We start from the raw sequence: 25,924 nt of genomic DNA on the forward strand, positions 1-25,924 counted from the left end.
TCCTTGGTATTGGAGCAAATGTCCGCCTTGTGCTGAATTTGCTCCACTGGGGCGAGGCGTTCGGGTGTGTCGAGGTGGATTCGGGGGACATGGGAGCCGCCGAGAGGGGGCTGGCCCCCGCACGAAGACGCAGGCATGCTCCAGTGCACAGGCATCTGTGCACAGAGCAGTGTGTGACGCATGGCAGAGAAGCCCGGCGGTACCGAAATCACGGAGCTGGCCGCTCTCAAGGCGCTCGCTCAGCCGCGACGCCAGCAGATCCTTCAGCACCTCACCCTGCACGGCCCGGCGACATCCGCGATCCTTGCCCGCGCCCTGGAGCTGAACACCGGGGCCACCAGCTACCACCTGCGTGAACTCGCCAGGTACGGCTTTGTGGAGGACGCCGCGGCCGAGGAACTGGGCGGCCGGCGGGCGAGGTGGTGGCGGGCCGTTCCCGGCGACCGGCGCTTCCCGCCCCGTTCCCGCCAGAGCCCCGAGGTGCGGCTCGTCATGGACGAGCTGAACCGCCATGCATACGCCGCCGACCTCGCCCTCTTCGAGCGGCTCCAGCGCGACAGTCGCGAGCCGGTCGGCGAACTGGGCGAGTGGGCCGATGCGTTCCCGTACTCGCGGGGTTCCATCCGGCTCACGCTCCCCGAACTCCACGCGTTCTTCGAGGAGTTCATCGCCCTCATGAACCGCTACAAGCGGCCCGACGCCGACATCCCGCCGGGCGCCCGCACGGTTCACACCCGGCTGCTTGCCTTCCCGGCCCCTCTCCCGTCCCCGGCGAACGACGACGCGGCCGGCAACAAGGACGCGGACGACAACAGAAGAGAGACGGACGCATCATGATGCTGCGCTATGCCCTGCGGACAATCCGGGACCGCAAGGGCGGGTTCCTGGGCGCCCTGCTGGCGCTGATGTGCGCCGCCGCCCTCATCACCGCCTGCGGCACCCTCCTGGAGACCGGACTGTGCGGAAGGATCGCCACCGAGCGCTATACCGCGGCTCCGCTCGTCGTCTCCGCCGACCAGAACGTCCACCGGACCACCGTCAAGCACAAGGGCAACGGAGAGACGAAGGCCAAGCACAAGGCGAAGCCCGTCGCCGAACGCGCCTGGCTCCCCGCGGCCACCGCCGACCGGATCCGGCCCCTGGAAGGCGTACGCAAGGTGATCCCCGAGCTCACCTTCCTGGCCGAGCCCGTCGCCGAGCCCGTTGACCGGCCTTCGTACGGACACTCCTGGGCGTCTGCCTCCCTCACCCCGTTCACGCTCACCACAGGCCGAGCACCCGCCACCGCAGGCGACATCGTGATCGACCGAGCATTCGCCGAGCGCGCCGGCCTGAAGCCAGGGGGCCGGCTCACTGTGCAGTCCACCGGTGCTCCCCGTACGTACCGCATCAGTGGCATCGCGGCCCCGGCCGACCGCGGTGAGCTCGAGCAGCAGACCTCCCTGTTCTTCTTCGCCGCCGAGGCCGAGCGGCTCGCCGCCCGCCCCGGCCAGGTCACCGCCCTCGGTGTGCTGCCCACGCCCGGCACGGACCTCACCGAGCTGAAGCGGCAGGTTGAGCGAGCGCTCAAGGGCACCACCGCACAGGTGGCCACGGGTGACGACCGCGGTCCGGTCGAGTTCCTGGACGCCGCGGGCGCCCGTATCAAGCTCGTTTCGATGGGTGGCTCGATGGGCGGCACCTCACTCCTCGTCGCGATCCTCGTGGTCGTAGGCACCTTTGCCCTCTCCATCCAGCAGCGCCACCGCGAACTGGCACTGCTGCGCGCCATCGCCGCCACATCGCGCCAGATACGCCGTCTCCTCGGCCGTGAGGCGCTGATCGTCGGATCCGTGGCCGGTGTGCTGGGCTCGCTGGCCGGACTGCCGCTCGCCACGTGGCTGCACAGCCGATTCATCGACATGGGGGCGATCCCCGCGAACCTGGAACGCACCGCGGGCATCTTCCCGGCCTTCGCCGCCGTCGCCGTCACCCTTCTCGGAGCCTGGGCAGCCGCCAGGATCTCCGGCCGCCGGATCGCCCGTATCCGCCCGGCCGAAGCCATGGCCGAGTCCGCGGTCGAGCGCGACCGGCCGGCCCGGGGCCGGATCGCCGCAGGTCTGGTGCTGCTCGCGGGCGGCGGAGTCCTCGTCGCCGTACTCAGCGGCCTCCGTACCGAGGCGGCCTCGACCCCCGTCACCTTCCTGGCCGTCGTGGTGCTGGCCACGGCAGTGTCGCTGCTCGGCCCGCTCCTCATCAGGATGGCGTCGGTGCTGCTCGCGGGACCGCTCCGGCTGGCCGGTTTCGGCGGTACTCTCGCCACCGCGAATATCCGCGGAAACTCAACCCGGATGGCCGCCGTAGTCACCCCGCTCACCCTGCTCATCGGGATGACCTGCACGGTTCTCTTCGTTCAGCCGACCCTCGGCGGCGCCGCCCGCACCCAGGCCCGAGAAGGTACCCGTGCCACCTGGGTCCTGGCCGCGCAGAGCCCCGGGATCCCGTCCGTCGCCGCCGAGACCGTCCGTACGACCCAGGGCGTCACGGCCGCCACCGAGGTCGTACGGACCACCGTCCGGGTCGGACTCGACAAGTACCAGGCCCAGGGCGTCACGCAGACCGGCCTGAGCCGCACCTGGGATCCCGAAGTGACCGGCGGTTCGCTCGCGGACTTCGCGGCGGATCCCCGCACCGCCGCGGTCAGTGAACTCGCCGCAGAGCGGCTGGGACTGCACCCCGGCAGCACACTGAAACTGCACCTCGGCGACGGGACGCCCGCCACCCTCACCGTCGCCGCCGTCTACGCCCGCGGCCTGGGCTTCGGCGACCTGACCCTGCCCCACGACCTGGTCGCCCGTCATATGGACAACCCCCTCGCTGCCACGGTCCTGGTCGCCGGGGACAGCGACCGCGGCCGACTCGCTGCCGCGCTGAAGGAGTTCCCCGGCATCGCCGTGCTCGCCCCTGCCACTGCCGACCGGCTCCAGGCGGACCGGCAGCAGGAGAACGCCGAGGTCAACTATCTCGCCATGGGCCTGATACTGGCCTTCACCGCGATCGCGGTCGTCAACACCCTCGCCATGTCGGTGTCCGAACGGATCAAGGAGTTCGCCATGCTCCGCCTGGCCGGTGCCACCCGGCGCCAGGTCCTGCGGATGCTCCGTATCGAGGCCCTGTCGGTCCTGCTGATCGCCGCCGTCCTCGGCACCGGCATCGCACTCGCCGTACTCACCGCCTTCAGCATCGGCATGACCGGCGGCGCGGCGCCCACCGTCATGCCGGTGGTGTACGCGACGGTGGTGGGCGCAGCCGCGCTGCTGGTGCTGGTTGCCTCCGCGCTGCCCGGCCGGGTCGCACTGAAGGCCCGCCCGGTGGAGGTGGCTGCTTCCCGGCAGTGACACGCCGGAGGTGCAGTTGCGGCCGGTGCCCCGAGCGGGCACCGGCCGCAACTGTCACCCGTCAGGTGTCACCCGCCTCGGGTCAGGCTCGGACCGGCAGTCCCGCCGCCCGCCACGCCTGGAACCCGCCGATCAGATCGGTCGCCCGGCGCAGCCCCAACTGCTGCAGGGATGCGACCGCGAGACTCGACGCGTAGCCCTCGTTGCACACCACCACCACCTGCAGGTCATGGCTGACCGCCTCCGGTGCGCGATGGCTGCCCTGCGGGTCCAGCCGCCACTCCAGCTCATTGCGCTCGACGACCAGCGCCCCCGGAATCAGTCCGTCCCGGTCGCGGAGCGCCGCATAGCGGATATCCACCAGCAGGGCCCCGTCCGCGGCGGCGGCCGCCGCCTCGTGCGGACCGATCCGGTCGAACCCGGCCCGGACCCGCTCCAGCAACTCGTCGATTCCCACCCGCTCCGTCCCCCTGTTCCGGTCGCCGCTCACTGCCAGTCCTCCGGGTGCTCGACGTGCTCAAGACGGAGTACCGCGCCCGTGCGGCTGTAGCGCCGGATCCGCGGCAGCGGCGGATAGTACGCATGGACCGAGACGGCGTGCTCGGTGTCGGACTCGTTCAGCACCTCGTGCACATGATGTCGGCCGAACGCCCTGCCCTGACCGGTCGACAGCTGCCGGGAGCGATCGACGCCTTCGGCCAGTTCAAGCGTCTTCCAGCCGTCGGTGGGCAGCCGCACCGCGAGCGACTGCTCCTTCAGGGTGCCGGCCGCCGTGCTGAAGGCGCCGAGCGAGTCGGCATGGTCGTGCCAGCCGGTGCCGGTGCCCGGCGGCCAGCCGATCAGCCAGGCCTCACTGCCTCCGGGCCCGTCGAGCCGGATCCAGGTACGGCCTTCGGGATCGAGGGGGAGTGCGGCGATGAGAGTGGTGTCCGCCGCAGTGCGGCGGACGAATTCGAGCAGTTCGGCGGCTGTCGGGCCGGGTCCGGCACCGGAGTGCGGACCGGAGACAGGCGTGCGCAGGGAGGGCGAAGGAGAGGCAGACACAGGGACCGTCCTGAGGGTTCGCGTGTGATGCCCGGCGTGCGACAGAGCGCGTGCCGCGGCAGGAAGAGGCGATTCAGCAGGACGGACGACACACGCAGCCCGCATAGCGGACGAGGTCCATATGGACCCTCCGCCACAGGCGCACATCAGTGTCGGTCACGTTTCGGAGTACACCATGTGCCGCCTGCGGGGGTCAATTGATGTCTGCGGTCTGGTCGGCGTGTACGGACGCACGTGGCTCACCGCCGCGCACCGCGTCCGCCGCCGCGAAAAGCTCCCTCGGCCGGACCCCGCAGAACGACGCCACCAGGTGTCCGTCCGGGCGGACCAGCAGCACAGTGTGGGCCGATGCCCCCGGGTAAGCCTCGGTCACCAGGAGCTCGCCCCTTACCGGCAAGGCGTCGACCGCCTCGACCAGCCGGGGCATCACGCCTGCCATCAGCCAGTGCCGCCGGTCCCACACCCGGGTCCCCGGAGCGACCAGCACCACCAGCAGATGCCCCTGCCCCAGCCGCTCGCGCAGCCGTACGGTCGTGCCGTCGGGCGCCGTCACCCGCACATCGGCAACCGGCGCACCGGGGGGCGTGCCGACCGTTGTGTGCGCCTCGGCGCGTGGAGGCGAAAGAGGGGAGTGCGTGTACGAGGGGGGCGCACCGAGCGGGCCGCAGCCCAGATGACCGTCGGCGAGCAGCGAATCGTGCCCGCGTGCGCTCCCCGGAACCAACGTCCGCAGACCTCCGCCACCACGCAGTATCGGCAACGACTGGTCCGCGGCGCGCAGCCGCGAGGCGACCGCGGCCCGGCGCTCCGCCTGGTAGCTGTCGAGCAGCACGTCCGAGGCGCCGTGATGCCAGGCCTGTGCCAGCTTCCAGGCCAGGTTCTCGGCGTCCCGCAGTCCCTCGTCGAGCCCCTGCGTACCCAGGGCGCCCAGCAGATGTGCGGCGTCCCCGGCGAGGAAGGCCCGCCGGACGCGCCAGCGCCGGGCCAGCCGGTGATGCAGCGTGTAGACGCCCGTGTCCAGCAGTTCGTACGGCGGGGTCTCGCCGCCGCACCAGCCGGCGAGAGTGTCCCGCACCCGGGTGATCAGGGCATCGGGCGTGACGAGCTCGCCGCGCGGCGGAAGCAGCCAGTCCAGCCGCCACGCGCCGTCCGGCAGTGGCCGCGCGGTCACCTCGGCGCCGCCGCTGCGCCACGGCGGCAGCCGGTGCAGCACGGCTTGGCCGGGCCAGGGCAGCTCGGTGCGCAGCGCGGCGACGGCATGCCGCTCCACCGCCGTACGCCCCGAGAACCTGATGTCCAGGAGCTTGCGCACGGTGGACCTGGCGCCGTCGCAGCCGACCAGATAACTTCCGCGCCACCACGTCGAGTCGGGCTCCCTGGTGTGCACCGTGACACCGGCCGGGTCCTGCTCGAGTGTGTCGATCCGGCTGAACGGTGCCATCTGCACCAGTTTCTGCCGGGCGATCGCGCCCCGCAGCCCGCGCGTCAGGGCGTGCTGCGGCAGATGGACCGGGGACGGCAGCCGATCACCGTACGGGGCGTCCTCGCCGAGCGGCAGTTCGCTCACCAGCTGCTTGCGCCGCATGGACCTCCAGCCGGACCACCGGACGCCCTCGTCCCGGAGCGTCGTGCACCCGAGCCGTACCACCAGCGCCGCGGTGTCCTCACGCAGCACCACCGTCCGGGCGGGACGCGTCTCATCCTTCCCCGCATCCTCGTCGAGAAGTACGCAAGGGACGCCCTGCGCGGCGAGGGCGAGCGACAGCACCAGGCCGACGGGCCCGGCACCGACGACGATCACCGGGTCCACGGCGCGACTCCCCGGGCCCGTGCGGTCGTAAGGGTGGTGGCGGATGTGGAAGCGAGCGTTCGGTCGGCGATCACAGAACGTATGCAACCCACTGCCGGTGCTTGCGTCAAGTGACACCGGAACGCGGCGAGGGGCGCCGGTGGATGCACCGGCGCCCCTGCGAGGAGATGTCGACGAACCGTCAGACGGCGCGTCCGTCATCGACGATGAGCGTCGGCGGACCGATGGTCTCCAGACCTCCGGCGGGTCCGGTACCGACCACGGCACCCGTGCTCTTCTTCCTGCGCCGCAGCCGGCCCTCCAGCCAGCTGGCGAACGAGGTCAGCGCGAAGTTCACCACGACGTAGAGAAGGGCGATGATCGTGAAGCACGCAATGGTGTTCGCGCCGTAGTTCGCGCTCATCGGGCGGATCGAGGCCAGCAGCTCGGGGAAGGTCATCATGGCGCCACCGAGTGCGGTGTCCTTCACGATGACGACCAGCTGGCTGACGATCGCCGGCAGCATGGCCGTCACCGCCTGCGGCAGCAGCACGAACACCATGGTCTGACCCTTGCGCATGCCGATCGCCTTGGCCGCGTCCGTCTGGCCCTGCGGAAGGGAGAGGATGCCGGCCCGCACGATCTCGGCGAGCACCGAGGCGTTGTAGAGGACCAGGCCCGTGACCACGGCGTACAGCGGCCGCGAGTCGCTGCTGATGTTCGTGTACTCGGAGTACACCGCATTCGCGGTGATCATCAGGATCAGCACCGGGATGGCGCGGAAGAACTCCACCACCGCACCGGCCGGCAGCCGTACCCATCGATGGTCGGAGAGTCGCCCGATGCCGAACAGCGCACCGAGCGGCAGCGCGATGATCAGGGAGAAGAACGCGGCCTTGAGCGTGTTCTGGAGGCCCGGCCAGATGTACGTCCCCCAGGGCTGGGAGCTGGTGAAGAAGGGCTTCCACTTGATCCAGTCGAGCTGGTGCTTCGCGGCGAGGCCGTCGTACACCCACCACACCACTGCCGCGGCGCACAGCACGAACAGCACCGTGTAAAGGGTATTGCGCTGCTTGGCGCGCGGTCCCTGGGCGTCGTAGAGGACGGAAGTCATCGCTTCACCGCCACCTTCTTGCTCACCCAGCCGAGGATCAGGCCGGTCGGGAGGGTCAGAACGATGAAGCCGAGCGCGAAGACCGCGGCGATCAGGATCAGTTGGGCCTCGGCCTCGATCATGCCCTTCATCAGGTACGAGGCTTCGGCGACTCCGATCGCGGAGGCGACCGTGGTGTTCTTCGTCAGCGCGATCAGCACATTGGACAGCGGGTTGACGACCGTGCGGAACGCCTGCGGGAGGACGATCAGCCGCAGCACCTGGGTGAAGCTCAGACCAAGGGCACGTGCCGCCTCGGCCTGGCCGACCGGGACGGTGTTGATGCCGGAGCGCAGTGCCTCGCACACGAAGGCGGAGGTGTAGGCGATCAGGGCGAGCACCGCGAGCCGGAAGCTGATGTCCTTGGAATCGCTGGCGTTGAGGGTGATGCTCAGGGTCTGGTAGAGGCCCAGCGACGAGCACACGATGATCACGGTCAGCGGAATGTTCCGGACCACGTTCACATAGGCGGTGGCGAAGCCGCGCATCAGGGGGACCGGGCTGACCTTCATGCCGGTCAGCAGCGTTCCCCATATGAGGGAGCCGAGAGCGGAGTAGACGGTGAGCTGCACCGTCACCCAGAAGGCCCCCAACAGGTCGTAACCTTCAAGAAAGTCGAACACGATCTCCCGCGCTTCCGCGTGTAGGAGGGCATGGCGCGCCGCCGTTCACGGACGGCGCGCCCGGTCAGCCCTGCTTCACTTGACGATGTTGCCGATCTTCGGGGCGGGCTCGTTCTTGTAACTCGCCGGACCGAAGTTGGCCTTCACGGCCTTGTCCCAGGAACCGTCCGAGACCATCTTGGTGAGCGCGTCGTCGATCTTCTTCTTGAGGTCGGCGTCGCCCTTCTTCAGACCGATGCCGTAGTTCTCGTTGCTCATCTTGAAGCCGGCCAGCTTGAACTTGCCCTGGAAGTTCTGCTGCGAGGCGAAACCAGCCAGGATGCTGTCGTCGGTGGTCAGTGCGTCGACAACCTTGTTCTCCAGACCGGTCAGGCACTCCGAGTAACCGCCGAACTCCTGGAGGTCGGCCTTCGGCGCCAGCTTGTCCTTGACGTTCTGCGCCGAGGTGGAGCCGGTGACCGAGCACAGCTTCTTGCTGTTCAGGTCGGCCGGGGACTTGATCGAGTCGTCGTCGGCGCGGACGAGGATGTCCTGGTGCGCCAGCAGGTACGGGCCCGCGAAGTCGACCTTCTGCAGACGCTCGTCGTTGATCGAGTAGGAGGCGGCGATGAACTTGACGTCACCGCGCTCGATCGCCGTCTCACGGTCGGCGCTCTTGGTCTCCTTGAAGGTGATGTCCTTGGCGTCGTAGCCCAGTTCCTTGGCGATGTACGTGGCGACGTCGACATCGAAACCGGTGAACTTGCCGTCGGGCGTCTTCAGACCGATGCCGGGCTGGTCGATCTTGATGCCGATCGTGATCTTCTTGCCGCCGCCCGCCGAGTCGCCGCCCTTGTCATTGGAGGAGCCACAGGCGGTGGCGGTGAGAGCGAGCGCGAGCACGGCGGCCGATGCGGCGGTGACCTTACGAAGCTGCATGGTGAACTTCCCTAGAGTTGACGCGATGTGAGTGAACGGCTGATCCGGAAATCAGTGGTGCAGGATCTTCGAGAGGAAGTCCTTGGCACGGTCACTGCGCGGATTGCTGAAGAACTGGTCGGGCGTTGCCTCTTCGACGATCTTCCCGTCCGCCATGAAGACGACACGATTGGCCGCCGAGCGCGCGAAGCCCATCTCATGGGTGACGACGACCATGGTCATGCCGTCCCGGGCGAGCTGCTGCATGACCTCCAGCACCTCGTTGATCATTTCCGGGTCGAGGGCGGAGGTGGGCTCGTCGAAGAGCATGACCTTGGGGTCCATCGCCAATGCCCGCGCGATGGCCACTCGTTGCTGCTGGCCACCGGAGAGCTGGGAGGGGTATTTGTCGGCCTGCGTCGCCACGCCCACCCGGTCGAGCAGCGAACGCGCCTTGTCCTCGGCAGCCTTCTTGTCCGCCTTGCGGACCTTGAGCTGGCCCAGCATCACGTTCTCGAGCACCGTCTTGTGCGCGAAGAGATTGAACGACTGGAAGACCATGCCGACATCGGCACGCAGCCTGGCCAGCTCCTTGCCCTCCAGGGGCAGCGGCTTGCCGTCGATAGAGATCGCGCCCGAGTCGATCGTCTCCAAGCGGTTGATCGTGCGGCACAGCGTGGACTTCCCGGACCCGGAAGGCCCGATGACGACCACGACCTCGCCCCGGGCGATGGTCAGGTCGATGTCCTGGAGCACATGCAGCGCGCCGAAGTGCTTGTTGACGTTGCTCAGTACGACAAGGTCGTTCGCCGCAGGCACGGCATCCTCGGCGGCCTTGGTCACTGAAACTCCGCTCATCGGCTTCTTGCTCCGTCCTCCTCGGTTGGGAAGGACCCTAATGACGCAGTGCGACCACCGTCATTACATCTGAGCGGAAATTGAGCATAACGATCCGGCGGCAACCGGACACACCGCGTGAACGGGACGGTGGGAGATGTGGCTGGGGCGTACCGGGTGCATAACGGAAACCTCGATGTAATGGGCGGGCTCTTGACTGACGTACCGGTCATCGGCGTGGATGCCCTGATAGGCCTTGACGTGAAACACCCCGGTACGGGGAAGTACCGGGAAGTATGGACAAGCGCACGGAGGCGCTTGAAGACAGCGCCGCGGGAGAGAGACCGCATCGCGGAGAGGAAAGGGGGGCCATGAGACTCCTGCTCGTCGAGGACGACAACCATGTGGCGGCCGCCCTGTCCGCGGTGCTCGCCCGGCACGGCTTTCAGGTCGTGCATGCGCGCAGTGGCGAGGAGGCCCTGAAGGCCCTCCTGCCTGCGGACACGGAACCCTTCGGGGTCGTGCTCCTCGACCTCGGACTGCCCGACCAGGATGGCTACGAGGTGTGCGGGAAGATCCGCAAACGCACCTCCACGCCGGTGATCATGGTCACCGCTCGGGCCGATGTCCGGTCGCGGATCCACGGCCTCAACCTCGGAGCGGACGACTACGTCGTCAAGCCGTACGACACCGGCGAGCTGCTCGCTCGCATCCACGCGGTCAGCAGGCGCAAGTCGGCCGGCAAGGACACGGTGCCCACGCCCGTCGCCGCCCTGCGGATCGGCCATGTCCACATCGAGCTCCCGACCCGCCGGGTCAGCGTCGACGGCACCGAAGTCCAGCTCACCCGCAAGGAGTTCGATCTGCTCGCGCTGCTCGCCCAGCGCCCGGGCGTGGTGTTCCGCCGGGAGCAGATCATCAGCGAGGTGTGGCGCACCAGCTGGGAGGGAACGGGCCGCACGCTCGAAGTGCATGTCGCGTCCCTGCGTTCCAAACTGCGGCTGCCCGCACTGATCGAGACCGTGCGCGGGGTCGGCTACCGGCTCGTCGCCCCGTCCGCGTAAGGGCGTACATCCCAGGTGCGTACCCGTCTCCTTCCCCTGCTCATCATCCTCATGGCGGGCGTGCTGCTCGCCCTCGGTTTCCCGCTGGCCGTCAGCGTGGCCGCCGCCCAGCAGCAGCGTGTCGTGATCGATCGCATCGACGACACGGCACGCTTCGCCGCACTGGCCCAGTTCGTCGCGGAACAGACCAGCGGCACCGATGAACGGCGTCGCACGCTCCAGGACGAACTCGAGACGTACGACTCGGTGTACGGGATCCGGGCCGGCGTCTTCTACCGCGACCGCAGCGCCATGGCGGTGGCTCCGGCAACCTGGCGGCTCCCGGTCGAGGGGGAGGGTCGCGAGGCGTTCAGCGAGGCGCTCCTCGGGCGCCGCAGCCACGATCCGCCACAGGTCTGGCCCTGGCAGCGCGGCCGGGTCGTCGTCGCCTCGCCCGTCGTGCGGGACGGCGATGTGGTCGCCGTCGTGGTTCTCGACTCGCCCACCAGCGAAATGCGCTCCCGGACGATACGTGGCTGGCTGCTGATCGCGGTCGGCGAAGTGTTCGCGATGCTGGTGGCCGTCGGTGCCGCGATCCGGCTCACCGGCTGGGTTTTGCTGCCCGTGCAGACCCTGGACGCGGCGGCGCACGACATCGCCAGCGGCCGGATGAGATCCCGGGTGGTGGCCTCCGGAGGACCGCCGGAACTCAGACGCCTGGCCCGGTCGTTCAACGAGATGGCGGACAACGTCGAAGAAGTGCTGGAGCAGCAGCGCGCCTTCGTCGCCGACGCCTCGCACCAGCTGCGCAACCCCCTCGCCGCGCTACTGCTGCGCATCGAGCTCCTCGCGCTCGAACTTCCTGAGGGGAACGAGGAGATCGCCGCCGTCCGTACGGAGGGCAAGCGGCTCGGTCAGGTTCTGGACGACCTGTTGGACCTGGCGCTGGCCGAGCACGCGGAGGCCGATCTCCAGCTCACGGACATCGGCGCGCTCACCGCCGAACGGGTCGCCTCGTGGCGTCCGTTCGCGGAGGAGAACGGTGTACGACTGACAGCGGACGGGGCATCCGCCGTGACCGCCTGGGCGGACCCCATCGCGCTGTCGAGCGCCCTCGACGCCGTCATCGACAACGCGTGCAAGTTCACCCCCGCCGGTGAGGAGGTCCGTGTGACGGTCGCCTCCGGCCGGGAGGACGTCACGGTGGTCGTCGCCGACCGCGGGCCGGGCCTGACCGACCAGGAACTGGAGCGGATCGGTGACCGTTTCTGGCGCAGCACCCGGCATCAGAATGTGCGGGGATCCGGCCTCGGGCTCTCCATCTCGCGCGCTCTGCTCGCTGCGGGCGGCGGCTCCCTCACGTACGCACCGCACGAGCCCCACGGACTGCGGGTGACGGTGACGGTCCCGCGCAACGGCCCGCACGGCTGACGGCGCGCGCGGTGCTGGCGCGGGGGCCCGCCATCGTGCGGCCGAGCGGAGAGCGTGGGGGGTGCGGGGGCGTCACCTCCGTACTGAGGGGCTCGACCGGGCGAGGGTGTGCGGGACGCCACCTCCCGTATGTCAGGGTTTGACCGAGCGGTAGTAGCGCCTCGCCCCGTCGTGCAGCTGCAGCGGATTCGTGTAGATCGCCGTCCGCAGGTCGACCAACTGCGCCGCGTGCACCTCACGCCCGATGCGGTCCCGGCTGTCGATCACGGTCCGGGTGAACGCCTCGGTCATCGCGGCATCCGTACGGTCTGTGGTGACCACCACATTGGCGACCGCCACCGTCGGCACGGCCTGCCCCTGCTGCGCATTGCGATAGGCGTCGGCAGGCATCACGGCCGAGCGGTAGAAGCGGGTCGACCCGCCTGCCGCCTGAAGCTGCTTGATCAGAGGGTCCTCCAACGGCACCAGCCTGATCGCGAACCGGTCCGACAACTCCTGCACCGCAGTGGTCGGCAGCCCGCCGGACCAGAAGAACGCGTCGAGCAGGCCGTTCTCCAGCCGCTTCGGCATCGTGTCGATGCCGGCCGGAACGGGAGTGATGTCATGCGCCGGATCAAGACCCGCAGCTGTCATCAGACGGTCGGCGACCAGCCGCACGCCCGAACCCGGCTGCCCCACCCCGACCTGCTTGCCCTTGAGATCCGAGACCTGCTGCACGTCGGAGTCCCGGGGGACGACGAGCTGGATGTAGTCGTCGTACAGCCGCACGCAGCCGCGCAGTCGTTTGGCACCCGGCTTGTCGTCCCGCAGATACGTGGCCAGGGCGTCGGCCGTGGCGATGGTGAAGTCGGCCTTCCCCGTGGCCACCCGCTCGATGTTCTGCTGGGAGCCCTCCGAGGTCTGCAGCCGTATCGACACCTCTGGCATGTCCTTGGCGAGTGCCCCTTTGAGCCGCTCGCCGTAGCGCTGGTAGACCCCGCTGCGCACCCCGGTGCTGAAGGTCAGCGACCCGCTCGGGGTGGGCTCGCCGGGCGGCAGCACCCACCACAGCAGCAGCCCGAGAACGACGACAGTCGCGGCGCCCCCCTGGAGGGCTCGCCGCCGGCCGGTACGGGACAGTGCATCGAGCATGGCGCGATCCTGCCAGGTCACTGAGCGCGATGGCCAGAGCCGGGCCTGTGGAAGGGGGCGGCGAGAGGGTCGTGCGACCTCGTACCCTGGTGGACGAGATGAGCGAGGTAGAGGGTTTGAAAACGTACGAGGTGCGCACCTACGGGTGCCAGATGAACGTCCACGACTCCGAGCGGCTGTCGGGGCTGCTGGAGGGCGCTGGTTACGTACGTGCGCCCGAGGGCGCCGACGGTGACGCCGATGTCGTTGTCTTCAACACCTGCGCGGTGCGGGAGAACGCCGACAACAAGCTCTACGGCAATCTCGGCCGGCTCGCCCCGATGAAGACGAAGCGGCCCGGGATGCAGATCGCGGTCGGCGGCTGTCTCGCGCAGAAGGACCGCGACACGATCGTCAAGCGGGCCCCGTGGGTCGATGTCGTCTTCGGCACGCACAACATCGGCAAGCTGCCGGTGCTCCTGGAGCGCGCCCGTATCCAGGAGGAGGCGCAGATCGAGATCGCCGAGTCCCTGGAGGCGTTCCCCTCCACCCTCCCCACCCGCCGCGAGTCCGCTTACGCGGCGTGGGTCTCCATCTCCGTCGGCTGCAACAACACCTGCACCTTCTGCATCGTCCCGGCGCTGCGCGGCAAGGAGAAGGACCGCCGGACCGGCGACATCCTGGCCGAGATCGAGGCGCTGGTCGCCGAGGGTGTCTCCGAGATCACCCTGCTCGGACAGAACGTGAATGCGTACGGCTCCGACATCGGGGACCGCGAGGCCTTCTCCAAGCTGCTGCGGGCCTGCGGGAAGATCGAGGGACTGGAGCGGGTCCGCTTCACCTCGCCGCACCCCCGCGACTTCACGGACGACGTGATCGCGGCGATGGCCGAGACACCGAATGTGATGCCGCAGCTGCACATGCCGATGCAGTCGGGCTCGGACACGATCCTGAAGGCGATGCGCCGCTCGTACCGGCAGGAGCGGTTCCTCGGCATCATCGAGAAGGTGCGCGCCGCGATGCCGGACGCCGCCATCTCCACCGACATCATCGTGGGCTTCCCCGGCGAGACCGAGGAGGACTTCGAGCAGACCATGCACGCGGTCCGCCAAGCGCGCTTCGCGAACGCCTTCACCTTCCAGTACTCCAAGCGACCCGGAACCCCGGCCGCCGAGATGGAGGGGCAGATCCCGAAGGAGGTCGTCCAGGAGCGGTACATGCGCCTGTCCGCCCTCCAGGAGGAGATCTCCTGGGGCGAGAACAAGAAGCAGGTCGGCCGGACCCTGGAGGTCATGGTCGCGGAGGGCGAGGGCCGCAAGGACGGCGCCACCCACCGGCTCTCCGGCCGCGCTCCCGACAACCGTCTGGTCCACTTCACCAAGCCGGACGAGGACGTGCGGCCGGGCGATGTGGTGACGGTCGAGATCACCTACGCCGCCCCGCACCACCTGCTCGCCGAGGGTGCGCCGCTGAGCGTACGGCGCACCCGTTCCGGCGACGCGTGGGAGAAGCGCAACGCCACCGAGGCCGCCAAGCCGGCCGGGGTGATGCTGGGACTGCCCGGCATCGGCGCCCCGGCGCCGCTGCCGGCCGCGTCGGCTCCCGGCTGCGGGTGCGACTGACCAGCAGCAGAAGGCGGTACCCGCGGGCTGCAGGAGCTCGCGGGCGACGGGTACCCGCAGGCGGCAGGAATCCTCAGGCCGTATGACCAGGGGAAACAGTCGACGCAGTACGCTGCGCAGCATGCTTGTCGCCGCAGCTGTCTGCCCCTGTCCGCCCCTGCTGGTACCCGAGGTCGCCGCCGGTGCCGCGTCCGAGCTCGACGCCGCGAGGACCGCCTGCATCGACGCCCTGGGCGTGCTCGCCGCGGCCCGCCCCGACCTGCTGATCGTGATCGGGCCCGCGGATGTCGACGGGCGCGGTCCGTATCCCGAGGGGACCCAGGGCTCCTTCAAGGGGTTCGGCGTCGATCTCGATGTACGGCTGGGGCTCGGGGGAGACTCCGGCGCTTCGGCGGAGCGTCCGCTTCCACCGTCCCTCGCCGTCGCCGCGTGGCTGCTTGCCCGTGCCGACTGGGCCGACGCCCCGGTCGAGGGTCTCGGGGTGGGGGAGACGCTCGAAGCCGAGCGCTGCGCGACCGCCGGGCGGGAGCTGGCGGCCAGGGCAGGCCGGGTGGCTCTGCTGGTCATGGGTGACGGCAGCGCCTGCCGCACGCTCAAGGCGCCCGGCTACCTGGACGAGCGCGCCGTTTCGTTCGACACGGAGGCGTCCCGGGCTCTCGGCGCCGCGGACATCGCCACGCTGAGCGCGCTGGACGAGTCGCTGGCGTACGAACTGAAGGTGGCGGGCCGGGCGCCCTGGCAGGTGCTGGCGGGCGCTGCGGAGGGGGCCGGCCTGAGCGGTCGGCTGCTCTACGAGGATGCCCCGTACGGTGTGGGATACATGGTCGCCACCTGGTTCTGAGACCGCGTCACCCGGAGCCGGTGTCGCATGCCCGACGCCCGTGAAGCGATGCAGCTCCACGGACGTCAGGTGCGTGACATGACGTAAGGGTGTCGAGGTCAGGGAGTCGGCGGCATACCGCCCTCGCTCTTGTGGGACAGCCGTTCGACCGCATCCTTGGCCTTTCGTGTGCCGGACTCGATCTTTTCGGTGTACTTGCCCTTGGTCTTTTGATCGACCGTCCGAGCAGCCTTGTCGAGTCCTTGGTCGATCTTGTCCCCATGGTGCTGCGCGAAATCGCCGACCTTGTCCCTTGCCGGGCTGAGCTTGGCCTTCAGACTGTCCATGAGACCCATCGGACACCTTCTCTGCTGGGGGACCGAGTGCGGGCGCCCTCTCCGACTCGTCAGTCGTTGTGACGGCGGCTGTCGCTTCTTCGACCGTCCTGGAGGACGATCGGCGAAACTGTGGAATAACGCCCATATCTGCTCAATATTTTACCCGTGCGGGCGAAATCCCGCGCCGACCGGGAGCCTCATCGCGCCGCTCGCGGCTCGTGTGCGCGCCGGGGAGCGAACGCCTCCGGCTTCGCGCCGTCACGTAGCCGGCTCAGGGAGCCGGCACGTAGCTGGTTCAGGAAGGGGTCCGGAGGTTTGCGAGACTGGGGCGGTGAGAAGTCCATCTCCCGCACCGCGGGTCATTGCCGTCGTCGGTCCCACCGCAGCCGGAAAGTCCGATCTGGGGGTATTTCTCGCCCAGCAGCTCGGTGGCGAAGTGGTCAACGCCGACTCCATGCAGCTCTACCGGGGGATGGATATCGGCACGGCCAAGCTGACGCTCGCCGAGCGCGGATCCGTACCCCACCGGCTGCTGGACATCTGGGACGTCACCGAGACCGCCAGCGTCGCCGAATACCAGCGACTGGCCCGCCTCGAGATCGACCGGCTGCTCGCCGAGGGCCGCACCCCAGTCCTGGTCGGCGGCTCCGGGTTGTACGTGAAGGGCGCCATCGACGCCCTGGAGTTCCCCGGTACGGACCCCGGCGTACGCGCCGAGCTGGAGCAGGAACTGGCGGAGCACGGCTCCGGTGCGCTGCACGACCGGCTCGCCGCCGCGGACCCCGAGGCGGGCCGGGCCATCCTGCCGAGCAACGGGCGGCGCATCGTCCGCGCCCTCGAAGTCATCGAGATCACCGGCAAGCCCTTCACCGCCAATCTTCCGGGTGGCGAAGCGGTCTACGACGCCGTTCAGATCGGGGTCGACGTGGCCCGCCCCGAACTCGACGAACGCATCACACTCCGGGTCGACCGGATGTGGGAGGCCGGGCTCGTGGACGAGGTACGCGCCCTGGAGGCGCAGGGGCTGCGCGAAGGGCGAACCGCCTCCCGCGCGCTCGGCTATCAGCAGGTGCTTGCCGCGCTGGCGCAGGAGTGCACCGAGGACGAGGCGCGCGCCGAGACGGTACGCGCCACCAAACGCTTCGCGCGCCGTCAGGACTCCTGGTTCCGCCGCGACCCGCGTGTCCGGTGGCTGAATGGTGCCGCCGACCACCGCCGGGAACTCCCGCACGCGGCGCTGGCGTTGGTCGAACGAGCGGTTACAGCCTGATCACGTGATGGCATCGGGAAGCCCTGCCCGTCATTTCGGTGACCGGGAGCGTGCCATCATCGAGCATCGATCGACCAGTGGAGTCCGAGTTGGGAGGGCGCGTGGCGATGGAGGCCGGCCCTCGCGACACAGAACAAGACGCACCGGACACGCAGCACGAGGCGGGACGTCTGAGCCCTGACGGGCCCGACGAGCTCGAGGTGACCCCCGAGGTGGAGGTCGAGCTGCGGCCCGCGCGCCGTCTGCGGATCTGGCAGCTCGCCCCGATCGTCATGCTCGCGGCGGTCGGCTCGCTGATGTTCGCCTTCCCGCTCGCCTTCGAGTTCGGCGACGGCGGTGCGGTCGTCGCCATGCTGGGACTGCTGATCAGCTGCTGCGCCGCCGGCTGGGGCATGATGGCTGCCCGCCGGGTCGGGCACACCTGGCCGGGCCTGCCCGCCAGGGGTATGGGTGAGCGCCCCGACTGGCGCGTGATCGCGCTGTACGTGGCCGTGTGCGGGGTGCTGGTGGCGCTGGCCGTGTGGCGCGTGGCCCGACTGCGCTGACGCGGCTCCCGGGGCGGCCGGCTCATCTGCCGGCCCGTCTTGCCCCTGCCGTCCTGCCTCCGTCCTGCCCTTGGCTGCGTGGCCCGCCTGCGCCCGCTCTCGGTGCGGCCTCGTACAGTTGCCCTGTGAGCACCTCGCAGATCGCCTTCCTCAAGGGCCACGGCACCGAGAACGACTTCGTGATCGTTCCCGACCCGGACAACGCCGTCGACCTGCCTGCATCCGTCGTCGCCCGGCTCTGCGACCGCCGGGCCGGTATCGGAGGTGACGGGCTGCTGCACGTCGTGCGGTCTGCCGCGCATCCCGAGGCGCGAGCCATGGCGGGCGAGGCCGAGTGGTTCATGGACTACCGCAATGCCGACGGCTCCATCGCCGAGATGTGCGGCAACGGTGTACGGGTCTTCGCCCACTATCTGCAGCGCGCCGGGCTCGTCGAGGAGGGCGATCTCGCGGTCGCGACCCGGGGCGGCGTGAAGCAGGTGCACATCGCCAAGGGCGGCGACATCACGGTCTCCATGGGGCGCGCCCTGCTCCCCGGCGCGGGCGTCACCGTCACGGTGGACGGCCGCAGCTGGGACGCCCGGAACGTCAATATGGGCAACCCCCACGCGGTCGCCTTCGTCGACGACCTGGCGCACGCCGGTGAGCTGCGCTCCGTGCCGCCGTTCACCCCCGCAGCCGTCTACCCCGACGGCGTCAACATCGAGTTCGTCGTGGACCGCGGACCGCGTCACGTCGCGATGAGGGTGCACGAGCGCGGTTCCGGCGAGACCCGCTCCTGCGGCACCGGCGCCTGCGCGGTGGCCGTCGCCGCTGCCCGCAGGGACGGCGCCGACCCCACGCAGACGGGCACTCCGGTCACGTACACGGTCGATCTGCCCGGCGGCACCCTGGTGATCACCGAGCAGCCGGACGGCGAGATCGAGATGACCGGAGCCGCTGTCATCGTCGCCGAAGGCATGATCGATCCGGCCTGGCTCGAAACGGTGACCGGCTAAAGCTTCGCTCGAATGGGTGATCCGTTTCACGCTGAGCGAGAGCCGGACTCCGCCACGTGGTGGGGTCGGTAGCATCAAGCACCGGCCCGGAGGCGCGTCCGCACCTCCCCACCGCCGGTCGACGTTTGCCGGAGGTGCCCCCATGAGCGCAGAGGCCACCGACCCAGGTGCTCCCATCCGCAGACGAGGCCGTCCCCGGATCGATCTTCGCAGGCTCGGCCGGGTCGCCCTGCTCGGACCCGTCTCCCGCGACCGGCTGCCCGATGCGATCGGCCATGTCGCCGAGGCCCACCGGGCCCATCATCCGGACGCCGACCTGACCGTTCTGCACAAGGCCTACGTCCTGGCAGAGTCCTCCCACCGGGGGCAGATGCGCAAGAGCGGTGAGCCATACATCACGCACCCGCTCGCGGTCACGCTGATCCTCGCCGAACTCGGCGCCGAGACGACGACGCTCACCGCGTCCCTCCTCCATGACACCGTCGAGGACACCGAGGTAACCCTTGATCAGGTGCGGGAGCAGTTCGGCGAAGAGGTCTGCTACCTCGTCGACGGCGTCACCAAACTCGAAAAGGTCGACTACGGTGCGGCGGCCGAACCCGAGACGTTCCGCAAGATGCTCGTCGCCACCGGGGACGACGTCCGCGTGATGTCGATCAAGCTCGCCGACCGGTTGCACAATATGCGCACCCTCGGGGTGATGCGCCCCGAGAAACAGGCGAGGATCGCCAAGGTCACCCGAGATGTGCTGATCCCGCTCGCCGAACGGCTCGGGGTACAGGCCCTCAAGACCGAGCTGGAGGACCTTGTCTTCGCGATCCTCCACCCCGAGGAGTACGAACACACCCGGGCACTGATCGCCGCAGCGTCACCGGGGTCGGCCGCCTCGGGTGCAGCGGGCGCCACCGCCACCGACGACCCTCTCTCCACCATCGCCGAGAACGTCAGAGCCGTGCTGCGGGACGCCGGCATTCCCGCCGAAGTCCTCATCAGGCCGCGCCATTACGTCTCCGTGCACCGCGTCCGGATCAAACGCGGCGAACTGCGCGGCACCGACTTCGGCCGCCTGCTGGTGCTGGTCGGCGAGGACGCCGACTGCTACGGCGTCCTCGGCGAGCTCCACACCTGTTTCACCCCGGTGATCTCGGAGTTCAAGGACTTCATCGCGGCCCCCAAGTTCAACCTGTACCAGTCGCTGCACACCGCAGTCGTCGGCCCGGGCGGCGCGGTCGCCGAAGTCCTCATCCGTACGCATCGGATGCACAAGGTCGCCGAAGCGGGCGTGATCGCGCTCGGCAACCCCTACACCGCGGACAGCACCTCCGCGCCGCAGACGGCCGAACCCGCGGACGGCGAGCGCGCCGACCCGACCCGGCCTGGCTGGCTCTCCCGGCTCCTCGCATGGCAGCAGTCCGCCCCCGACCCGGACACCTTCTGGACCACACTCCGCGCCGACCTCGCAGAGGACCGCGAGATCACGGTCTTCCGTACCGACGGCGGCACCCTCGGCCTCCCCGCCGGGGCCAGTTGCGTCGACGCCGCCTACGCGCAGTACGGCGACAAGGCGCACAGCTGCATCGGAGCCCGGGTCAACGGCCGGCTCGCCAGGCTCTCCACCGTGCTCAGCGACGGCGACACCGTGCAGCTGCTGCTGGCCGAGGACGCGACGTCCGGCCCCTCACCCGACTGGCTCGACCACGCCCGTACGCCCGCCGCACGCATCGCGATCACCGGCTGGCTCGGCGCCCACCCGCAGGACCCCCAGGGTTCCTACGGCAGCCCGCCCGCGGGCCGCAGGCCCGAACCGCAGCCCATGTCTTCGGAACCTTCCGGAAACGACCGGTCCGCCGACCGTGCGGCGACCGTCGTCGTGGGCCGGCCGGAAGCCACCGTACGTCTCGCGGGCTGCTGCACACCCGTACCGCCCGACGCCGTCACCGGATTCACCGTGCGCGGCGGCGCCGTCACCGTGCACCGGCAGGAGTGTCCCGCGGTGGCCCGGATGCAGGCCGCCGGCCGGACGCCCGTCGCGGTCGGCTGGGGCGATGCGGCGGCCTGCCGGGTCACCCTCGTCGCCGAGTCCTTCGGACGCCCGCGGCTGCTCGCCGATCTCACCGAGGCCATCGCGGCAGCGGACGCCGCGATCATCGCCGCCACCGTCGAACCACCCAGCGAGCAGCGCGTCCGGCACACCTACACCCTTCAGCTCCCGGACGCCGCCGGACTGCCCGCGCTGATGCGCGCGATGCGTGACGTGCCGGGGGTGTACGACGTGAGCCGTGCCCAGCACCCGGCCGCCGCCGTCTGAACCACCGCCTCGCAGCGCCCGGCCGCCGCACCGGCCCCTCATTCGAGTGGCGCGGCGCGCGCCGTACCCGGCCCCGGCGTCCGTCGCTGGTAGCCGTAGTCCATGCCGTTCATCCCCCGCCGCCTGCGGGCCGCCCTGCTTGCCACTGCCTCGGCCACCCTCGTTGCCGCCGCCCTGCCCGCACCCGTGCCGCTCGGCATCGGAGACTCGCTCTTCCCGCACCTCGGCAACCCGGGCTACGACGTCCTCTCGTACGACATCGGGTTCACCTATCACGGCAACAACAAGCCACTGGACGCCGTCACCACGATCGACGCGCGGACCACCGAACCGCTCGACCGGATCAACCTCGACTTCGCCCGCGGCTCTGTCCGTTCGGTCGACATCAACGGCCTGCGGGCCGACTTCGCCACCGCGGACGAGGACCTGGTCGTCGAGGCCCCCGGCAGGCTTCCGGCCGGAGTGCCGCTGCACATCACCGTCCGGCACACCAGCGACCCGAGCGGCGACCAGAACAGCGGCGGCTGGCTGCGCACCTCCGACGGCCTCGCCATGGCCAACCAGGCCGACGCCGCGCACCGGGTGTTCCCCAGCAACGACCACCCGGCCGACAAGGCGTACTTCACCTTCCGGGTCACCGCACCCGAGGAACTGACGGTGGTCGCCAACGGTCTGCCCGCAGGCAAGGTCCGGCACGGCTCCTCGACCACCTGGACGTACCGGACCGCACACCCCATGGCCACCGAGCTGGCCCAGGTCTCCATCGGGCGCTCCACCGTCCTTGAGCGGACCGGACCCCACGGGCTGCCGGTTCGCGACGTGGTGCCGGCCGCCGATGCCAAGGGCCTCGAACGCTGGCTGAAGAAGACGCCGGGGCAGCTGGAGTGGATGGAGCGGCAGGTCGGCCGCTACCCCTTCGAGACGTACGGACTGCTGATCGCCGACACGAAGACCGGCTTCGAGCTGGAGACCCAGACGCTCACGCTCTTCGAACGGTCCGTGTTCACCGCCGGCCTCTACCCCGAGTGGTACGTCGACTCGATCATGGTGCACGAGCTGGCGCACCAGTGGTTCGGCGACAGCGTCTCCCCCCAGGCCTGGTCCGATATCTGGCTCAATGAAGGACACGCCAGCTGGTACGAGGCCCGCTACGCCGAGGAACACGCCAAGCGGCCGCTGGAACGCCGGATGCGCGACGCGTACACCCGGTCCGACAGCTGGCGCGCCGCCGGAGGCCCGCCCGCCCGCCCCGTCGCCCCGTCGCCCGGCGAGAAGATCAGCATCTTCCGGCCGACCGTGTACGACGGCAGCGCACTGGTCCTCTACGCGCTGCGCCAGGAGATCGGCGAGCCCGCCTTCGACCAGCTGGAACGCCGTTGGGTCAGGACTCATCGCGATTCCACCGCGACCACGAGGGACTTCGTCCGGCTGGCATCGCAGATCGCCGGGCGTGACCTGACCGCGTTCTTCGACAGCTGGCTGTACGGGGCGAAGACCCCGCCGATGCCGGGGCACCCGGACTGGCACAGCACACAGCCCACCGAACGGGGGTAAACCCGAGTGACGGGCCCAGCGGGGCCATGCCACTATCGACGGGTCGCCGCGGCGGCCGGACCGGAGATTCTCCCCGGAGGGAATCATCCAGGAAGGTCACACGTTGTGACTGACGTAACGGACTTCTATCGACGTAAGGATCCAATGACCTCCTCTTCTTCCCTTCCCCAGGACGCGCAGAATGCGCAGAGTGCCACGGAGAACGTCACCGAGAGCCTCACCGAGAGCCTTCGGGCCGACGCCCTGATGGAAGAGGACGTCGCCTGGAGCCACGAGATCGACGGAGAGCGGGACGGCGAGCAGCTCGACCGTTCCGAGCGTGCCGCGCTGCGGCGTGTGGCGGGCCTCTCCACCGAGCTCGAGGACGTCACCGAGGTCGAGTACCGACAGCTGCGCCTGGAGCGCGTGGTGCTGGTCGGCGTCTGGACCTCGGGGACCGTGCAGGACGCGGAGAATTCGCTCGCGGAGCTTGCCGCGCTTGCGGAGACGGCGGGCGCCCAGGTGCTCGATGCCGTCTTCCAGCGCCGCGACAAGCCCGACCCGGCTACGTACATCGGCTCCGGCAAGGCGCTGGAGCTGCGTGACATCGTCCTCGAATCAGGGGCCGACACCGTCGTCTGCGACGGTGAGCTCAGCCCCGGCCAGCTGATCCATCTCGAGGACGTCGTCAAGGTCAAGGTGGTCGACCGGACCGCCCTGATCCTCGACATCTTCGCCCAGCACGCCAAGTCCCGAGAGGGCAAGGCGCAGGTCTCGCTCGCACAGATGCAGTACATGCTGCCGCGACTGCGCGGTTGGGGTCAGTCGCTCTCCCGGCAGATGGGCGGTGGCGGGTCCAGCGGCGGTGGCGGCATGGCCACCCGTGGTCCCGGTGAGACCAAGATCGAGACGGACCGGCGTCGGATCCGCGAGAAGATGGCGAAGATGCGCCGGGAGATCGCGGAGATGAAGACCGGCCGCGAGATCAAGCGGCAGGAGCGCAAGCGCAACAAGGTGCCCTCGGTCGCGATCGCCGGCTACACCAACGCGGGCAAGTCCTCGCTGCTCAACCGGCTGACCGGTGCGGGCGTCCTTGTGGAGAATGCACTGTTCGCCACGCTGGACCCGACCGTCCGCCGGGCCGAGACGCCGACCGGCCGGACCTACACCCTGGCCGACACGGTCGGGTTCGTACGGCATCTGCCGCACCACCTCGTCGAGGCGTTCCGCTCCACCATGGAGGAGGTCGGCGAATCCGACCTGATCCTGCATGTGGTGGACGGCTCCCACCCGGTGCCGGAGGAGCAGCTCGCCGCGGTGCGCGAAGTGATCCGCGATGTGGGTGCGCTGGACGTGCCCGAGATCGTAGTGATCAACAAGGCTGATGCGGCCGACCCGCTGGTCCTTCAGCGCCTGCTGCGGATCGAGAAGCGTGCCATCGCCGTCTCGGCGCGCACCGGTGCCGGTATGGCGGAGCTGCTCGCGCTCATCGACACCGAACTGCCGCGGCCGTCGGTCGAGATCGAGGCGCTCGTGCCGTACACCCACGGCGGACTTGTCTCCCGGGTGCACGCCGACGGCGAAGTGATCTCCGAGGAGCACACCTCGGAGGGCACGCTGCTCAAGGCGCGGGTGCATGAGCAACTGGCCGCGGACCTCGCATCGTTCGCTCTCGCGGCGCACTGACAGCACGACACCGTACGGACCGAAGGCCCGCTCCCTCGCGACGAGGGAGCGGGCCTTCGGGCGTGAACGGGGCTCTTGCTACTGACCGGCGAACTTGTCGCTCATCATCGTGAAGATCTCCTGAGCGCCCTGACCCAGGTGGGGTCCTGCGAGCCAGCCCGAAGTCACCGGACCGATGGAGGTGTTGGACACCAGGGCCGGCTTGCCGTCGGCGCCCTCGCTGAACCAGCCGCCGCCGGAGGAACCGCCGGTCATGGTGCAGCCGATGCGGTACATCGTCGGGGTGCTGGGGCTGATGGAGAGCCGGCCGGGACGGTCGACGCACTTGTGCATGATCAGACCGTCGTACGGGGGAGCGGCCGGGTAGCCCCAGGCGCCCATGGCGCTGATCTGCGAGATCTCGGGGGCGTCGAAGTTGACCGGCAGGGCGTTGCCCACGGTCTCCTCCAGGGACTTCGTGCCGTTCTCCGGCTTCACGTGCAGCACCGCGTAGTCGTACGGAGCACCCTCGCCGCCGGTGGGACCGCCACGGGCGATCCACTCGCCGGAGGACGTGGCCCAGTCGGCCCAGAACCCGCCGTACGGGGCGATCTCCTCCGGCCGGGCGTTCTCCAGTGCGGCGGCGGACTTGCCCTTGTCGTTGTACGCGGGCACGAAGACGATGTTGCGGTACCAGCCGCCCTTGGCGCCGGCGTGGACACAGTGTCCGGCCGTCCACACCAGGTTGGACCTGCCCGGGTTCTTCGGGTCCTTGACGACGGTACCCGAGCAGACCATGGAGCCCTCGGGGGAGTCGAAGAACACCTTGCCGACCGGGGCCGCGTGGTCGTGGTAGGGAAGGTCTTCGGGCCGGGCCTTGACCGGTGCGGGCTCCGGGTCGGTGACGCCCTGGTCGCCGGAGAAGTCACCGGCCGCCATCGTCTTCGCCGGGTCCTTGGCGGACTTCATCCGTTCGGGCTTCCACAGCCCGTCGATCACCGGGTTGACGAAGTCCTTGGCCTCACGCAGCCACTTGTCCTTGTCCCAGTTCTTCCACTCGCCGTTCTTCCACTTCTCCGGGTCGACGCCGTGCTTCTTCAGCGTCTCGGCCAGATCGGCGGGGATGCCGTCGCTGCCGTCGATCGCACTGGCGGATTCGGCGGCGGCCGGCTTGTCGGCAGCCTCGTCCTCGCTTGGACCACAGGCCGTGGCCGACAGCGCGAGCGCGGCGACGAGGCCGGTCGCGGCGAGCAGCGGACGTATGGATCGCATGGAAAAGATTCCCCCTGAAATCTCTGAGAATTGCCATGAACTTGTCATGCGAAGAGGTGGTCGGATCCGCGACCACCGAATGTGCAGGGACACCCTATGACGGTCCGGGGCACGGCTTTTGCCGCCGGGGTACCGGATGCGAGGGTCCCCTGCGGGCCGGACGACCGCCCGGTCCGCAGGGGCCTCCGGCGGACTGTCGTCGCGCCGAGGGCCCCTGGGCGACTGTCACCCACAAGTCAGCGGGCGCCA

23 protein-coding genes are annotated in these 25,924 nt (G+C 69.6%); 12 read left to right on the forward strand and 11 right to left on the reverse strand.

Annotated features, from left to right (window positions below):
- Positions 1-180 precede the first annotated feature (180 nt).
- Entirely contained in the window at positions 181-837 is a 657-nt protein-coding gene (locus tag ACWCP8_RS33935) for an ArsR/SmtB family transcription factor (RefSeq protein WP_451120081.1), read from the forward strand.
- Positions 834-3,377, forward strand: coding sequence for an FtsX-like permease family protein (locus ACWCP8_RS33940; protein WP_451120083.1), 2,544 nt, complete (start codon positions 834-836; stop codon positions 3,375-3,377). The genes ACWCP8_RS33935 and ACWCP8_RS33940 overlap by 4 nt, the downstream gene beginning before the upstream one ends.
- An 82-nt stretch (positions 3,378-3,459) precedes the next feature.
- On the opposite strand, the gene ACWCP8_RS33945 is transcribed toward ACWCP8_RS33940, so the two are convergent.
- From ACWCP8_RS33945 to ACWCP8_RS33980, 8 genes are all read right to left on the reverse strand, one after another.
- Entirely contained in the window at positions 3,460-3,867 is a 408-nt protein-coding gene (locus ACWCP8_RS33945) for a rhodanese-like domain-containing protein (protein ID WP_451120085.1), read from the reverse strand.
- Positions 3,864-4,397: a cupin domain-containing protein gene (locus ACWCP8_RS33950; RefSeq protein WP_352267593.1), complete on the reverse strand. Its 534-nt coding sequence runs from the start codon at positions 4,395-4,397 to the stop codon at positions 3,864-3,866. Before ACWCP8_RS33950 ends, ACWCP8_RS33945 begins: the two co-directional genes overlap by 4 nt.
- A 97-nt stretch (positions 4,398-4,494) precedes the next feature.
- Complete coding sequence (locus ACWCP8_RS33955) at positions 4,495-4,581, reverse strand: putative leader peptide (protein WP_311605579.1); 87 nt, start codon at positions 4,579-4,581, stop codon at positions 4,495-4,497.
- 33 nt (positions 4,582-4,614) lie between these two features.
- Entirely contained in the window at positions 4,615-6,231 is a 1,617-nt protein-coding gene (locus ACWCP8_RS33960; protein ID WP_451120087.1) for an FAD-dependent monooxygenase, read from the reverse strand.
- A 181-nt stretch (positions 6,232-6,412) separates the two neighbouring features.
- On the reverse strand, positions 6,413-7,324 hold the full coding sequence (locus ACWCP8_RS33965; RefSeq protein ID WP_451120088.1) for an amino acid ABC transporter permease: 912 nt from the start codon (positions 7,322-7,324) through the stop codon (positions 6,413-6,415).
- Positions 7,321-7,986 (reverse strand): amino acid ABC transporter permease, encoded by a 666-nt coding sequence (locus ACWCP8_RS33970; protein WP_382833170.1) that lies wholly within the window; start codon positions 7,984-7,986, stop codon positions 7,321-7,323. Before ACWCP8_RS33970 ends, ACWCP8_RS33965 begins: the two co-directional genes overlap by 4 nt.
- A 75-nt stretch (positions 7,987-8,061) precedes the next feature.
- The gene (locus ACWCP8_RS33975) at positions 8,062-8,904 is read right to left on the reverse strand and encodes a glutamate ABC transporter substrate-binding protein (RefSeq protein ID WP_451120090.1); all 843 of its coding nucleotides are present in this window, start codon (positions 8,902-8,904) and stop codon (positions 8,062-8,064) included.
- Positions 8,905-8,955: 51 nt separating this feature from the next.
- Complete coding sequence (locus ACWCP8_RS33980) at positions 8,956-9,741, reverse strand: amino acid ABC transporter ATP-binding protein (RefSeq protein WP_352267469.1); 786 nt, start codon at positions 9,739-9,741, stop codon at positions 8,956-8,958.
- 350 nt (positions 9,742-10,091) lie between these two features.
- On the opposite strand from ACWCP8_RS33980, the gene ACWCP8_RS33985 reads away from it, so the two are divergent.
- Both ACWCP8_RS33985 and ACWCP8_RS33990 read left to right on the forward strand, forming a co-directional pair.
- Positions 10,092-10,784, forward strand: coding sequence for a response regulator transcription factor (locus ACWCP8_RS33985; protein ID WP_352267470.1), 693 nt, complete (start codon positions 10,092-10,094; stop codon positions 10,782-10,784).
- A gap of 15 nt (positions 10,785-10,799) precedes the next feature.
- The gene (locus ACWCP8_RS33990) at positions 10,800-12,194 is read left to right on the forward strand and encodes a sensor histidine kinase (RefSeq protein ID WP_352267471.1); all 1,395 of its coding nucleotides are present in this window, start codon (positions 10,800-10,802) and stop codon (positions 12,192-12,194) included.
- Between the two features lie 132 nt (positions 12,195-12,326).
- Here ACWCP8_RS33990 and ACWCP8_RS33995 read toward each other — a convergent pair whose 3' ends face one another.
- Positions 12,327-13,325, reverse strand: a complete 999-nt coding sequence (locus tag ACWCP8_RS33995) for a TAXI family TRAP transporter solute-binding subunit (protein ID WP_451120093.1) — start codon at positions 13,323-13,325, stop codon at positions 12,327-12,329.
- A 98-nt stretch (positions 13,326-13,423) separates the two neighbouring features.
- On the opposite strand from ACWCP8_RS33995, the gene miaB reads away from it, so the two are divergent.
- A complete protein-coding gene (gene miaB, locus ACWCP8_RS34000) occupies positions 13,424-14,926 on the forward strand; it encodes a tRNA (N6-isopentenyl adenosine(37)-C2)-methylthiotransferase MiaB (protein WP_352267473.1) in 1,503 nt (500 codons plus the stop codon).
- Between the two features lie 121 nt (positions 14,927-15,047).
- Positions 15,048-15,767, forward strand: a complete 720-nt coding sequence (locus ACWCP8_RS34005) for a class III extradiol dioxygenase subunit B-like domain-containing protein (protein ID WP_451120095.1) — start codon at positions 15,048-15,050, stop codon at positions 15,765-15,767.
- Between the two features lie 98 nt (positions 15,768-15,865).
- Here the strand turns inward: ACWCP8_RS34005 and ACWCP8_RS34010 are convergent, their stop codons facing one another.
- A complete protein-coding gene (locus tag ACWCP8_RS34010; protein WP_356326673.1) occupies positions 15,866-16,093 on the reverse strand; it encodes an antitoxin in 228 nt (75 codons plus the stop codon).
- Between the two features lie 322 nt (positions 16,094-16,415).
- On the opposite strand from ACWCP8_RS34010, the gene miaA reads away from it, so the two are divergent.
- From miaA to hflX, 6 genes are all read left to right on the forward strand, one after another.
- On the forward strand, positions 16,416-17,354 hold the full coding sequence (gene miaA, locus ACWCP8_RS34015; RefSeq protein WP_352267475.1) for a tRNA (adenosine(37)-N6)-dimethylallyltransferase MiaA: 939 nt from the start codon (positions 16,416-16,418) through the stop codon (positions 17,352-17,354).
- A gap of 107 nt (positions 17,355-17,461) precedes the next feature.
- Entirely contained in the window at positions 17,462-17,899 is a 438-nt protein-coding gene (locus ACWCP8_RS34020) for a hypothetical protein (protein ID WP_093777337.1), read from the forward strand.
- 125 nt (positions 17,900-18,024) lie between these two features.
- The gene (dapF, locus tag ACWCP8_RS34025; RefSeq protein WP_352267477.1) at positions 18,025-18,897 is read left to right on the forward strand and encodes a diaminopimelate epimerase; all 873 of its coding nucleotides are present in this window, start codon (positions 18,025-18,027) and stop codon (positions 18,895-18,897) included.
- Positions 18,898-19,039: 142 nt separating this feature from the next.
- Complete coding sequence (locus ACWCP8_RS34030) at positions 19,040-21,205, forward strand: RelA/SpoT family protein (protein ID WP_451120098.1); 2,166 nt, start codon at positions 19,040-19,042, stop codon at positions 21,203-21,205.
- A gap of 102 nt (positions 21,206-21,307) precedes the next feature.
- Positions 21,308-22,759, forward strand: a complete 1,452-nt coding sequence (locus ACWCP8_RS34035) for a M1 family metallopeptidase (RefSeq protein WP_451120100.1) — start codon at positions 21,308-21,310, stop codon at positions 22,757-22,759.
- A gap of 144 nt (positions 22,760-22,903) precedes the next feature.
- Positions 22,904-24,424, forward strand: coding sequence for a GTPase HflX (gene hflX, locus ACWCP8_RS34040; RefSeq protein WP_326626690.1), 1,521 nt, complete (start codon positions 22,904-22,906; stop codon positions 24,422-24,424).
- A gap of 78 nt (positions 24,425-24,502) precedes the next feature.
- On the opposite strand, the gene ACWCP8_RS34045 is transcribed toward hflX, so the two are convergent.
- Positions 24,503-25,675 carry a trypsin-like serine peptidase gene (locus ACWCP8_RS34045; RefSeq protein WP_451120103.1) on the reverse strand — a complete coding sequence of 391 codons (1,173 nt, stop codon included), beginning with the start codon at positions 25,673-25,675 and terminating at the stop codon, positions 24,503-24,505.
- Positions 25,676-25,924: the final 249 nt, after the last annotated feature.

Source organism: Streptomyces sp. NPDC002206, from assembly GCF_053593595.1.

What these genes read in the sequence shown, in the direction of transcription:
- ACWCP8_RS33935 (WP_451120081.1), top strand. Translation starts at nt 181, where the DNA reads ATGGCAGAGAAGCCCGGCGGTACCGAAATCACGGAGCTGGCCGCTCTC.
- ACWCP8_RS33940 (WP_451120083.1), top strand. Translation starts at nt 834, where the DNA reads ATGATGCTGCGCTATGCCCTGCGGACAATCCGGGACCGCAAGGGCGGG.
- ACWCP8_RS33965 (WP_451120088.1), bottom strand. Translation starts at nt 7,324, where the DNA reads ATGACTTCCGTCCTCTACGACGCCCAGGGACCGCGCGCCAAGCAGCGC.
- ACWCP8_RS33975 (WP_451120090.1), bottom strand. Translation starts at nt 8,904, where the DNA reads ATGCAGCTTCGTAAGGTCACCGCCGCATCGGCCGCCGTGCTCGCGCTC.
- ACWCP8_RS33980 (WP_352267469.1), bottom strand. Translation starts at nt 9,741, where the DNA reads ATGAGCGGAGTTTCAGTGACCAAGGCCGCCGAGGATGCCGTGCCTGCG.
- ACWCP8_RS33985 (WP_352267470.1), top strand. Translation starts at nt 10,092, where the DNA reads ATGAGACTCCTGCTCGTCGAGGACGACAACCATGTGGCGGCCGCCCTG.
- ACWCP8_RS33995 (WP_451120093.1), bottom strand. Translation starts at nt 13,325, where the DNA reads ATGCTCGATGCACTGTCCCGTACCGGCCGGCGGCGAGCCCTCCAGGGG.
- miaB (WP_352267473.1), top strand. Translation starts at nt 13,424, where the DNA reads ATGAGCGAGGTAGAGGGTTTGAAAACGTACGAGGTGCGCACCTACGGG.
- ACWCP8_RS34005 (WP_451120095.1), top strand. Translation starts at nt 15,048, where the DNA reads ATGCTTGTCGCCGCAGCTGTCTGCCCCTGTCCGCCCCTGCTGGTACCC.
- ACWCP8_RS34010 (WP_356326673.1), bottom strand. Translation starts at nt 16,093, where the DNA reads ATGGACAGTCTGAAGGCCAAGCTCAGCCCGGCAAGGGACAAGGTCGGC.
- ACWCP8_RS34020 (WP_093777337.1), top strand. Translation starts at nt 17,462, where the DNA reads ATGGAGGCCGGCCCTCGCGACACAGAACAAGACGCACCGGACACGCAG.
- ACWCP8_RS34030 (WP_451120098.1), top strand. Translation starts at nt 19,040, where the DNA reads ATGAGCGCAGAGGCCACCGACCCAGGTGCTCCCATCCGCAGACGAGGC.
- ACWCP8_RS34035 (WP_451120100.1), top strand. Translation starts at nt 21,308, where the DNA reads ATGCCGTTCATCCCCCGCCGCCTGCGGGCCGCCCTGCTTGCCACTGCC.
- hflX (WP_326626690.1), top strand. Translation starts at nt 22,904, where the DNA reads ATGACCTCCTCTTCTTCCCTTCCCCAGGACGCGCAGAATGCGCAGAGT.
- ACWCP8_RS34045 (WP_451120103.1), bottom strand. Translation starts at nt 25,675, where the DNA reads ATGCGATCCATACGTCCGCTGCTCGCCGCGACCGGCCTCGTCGCCGCG.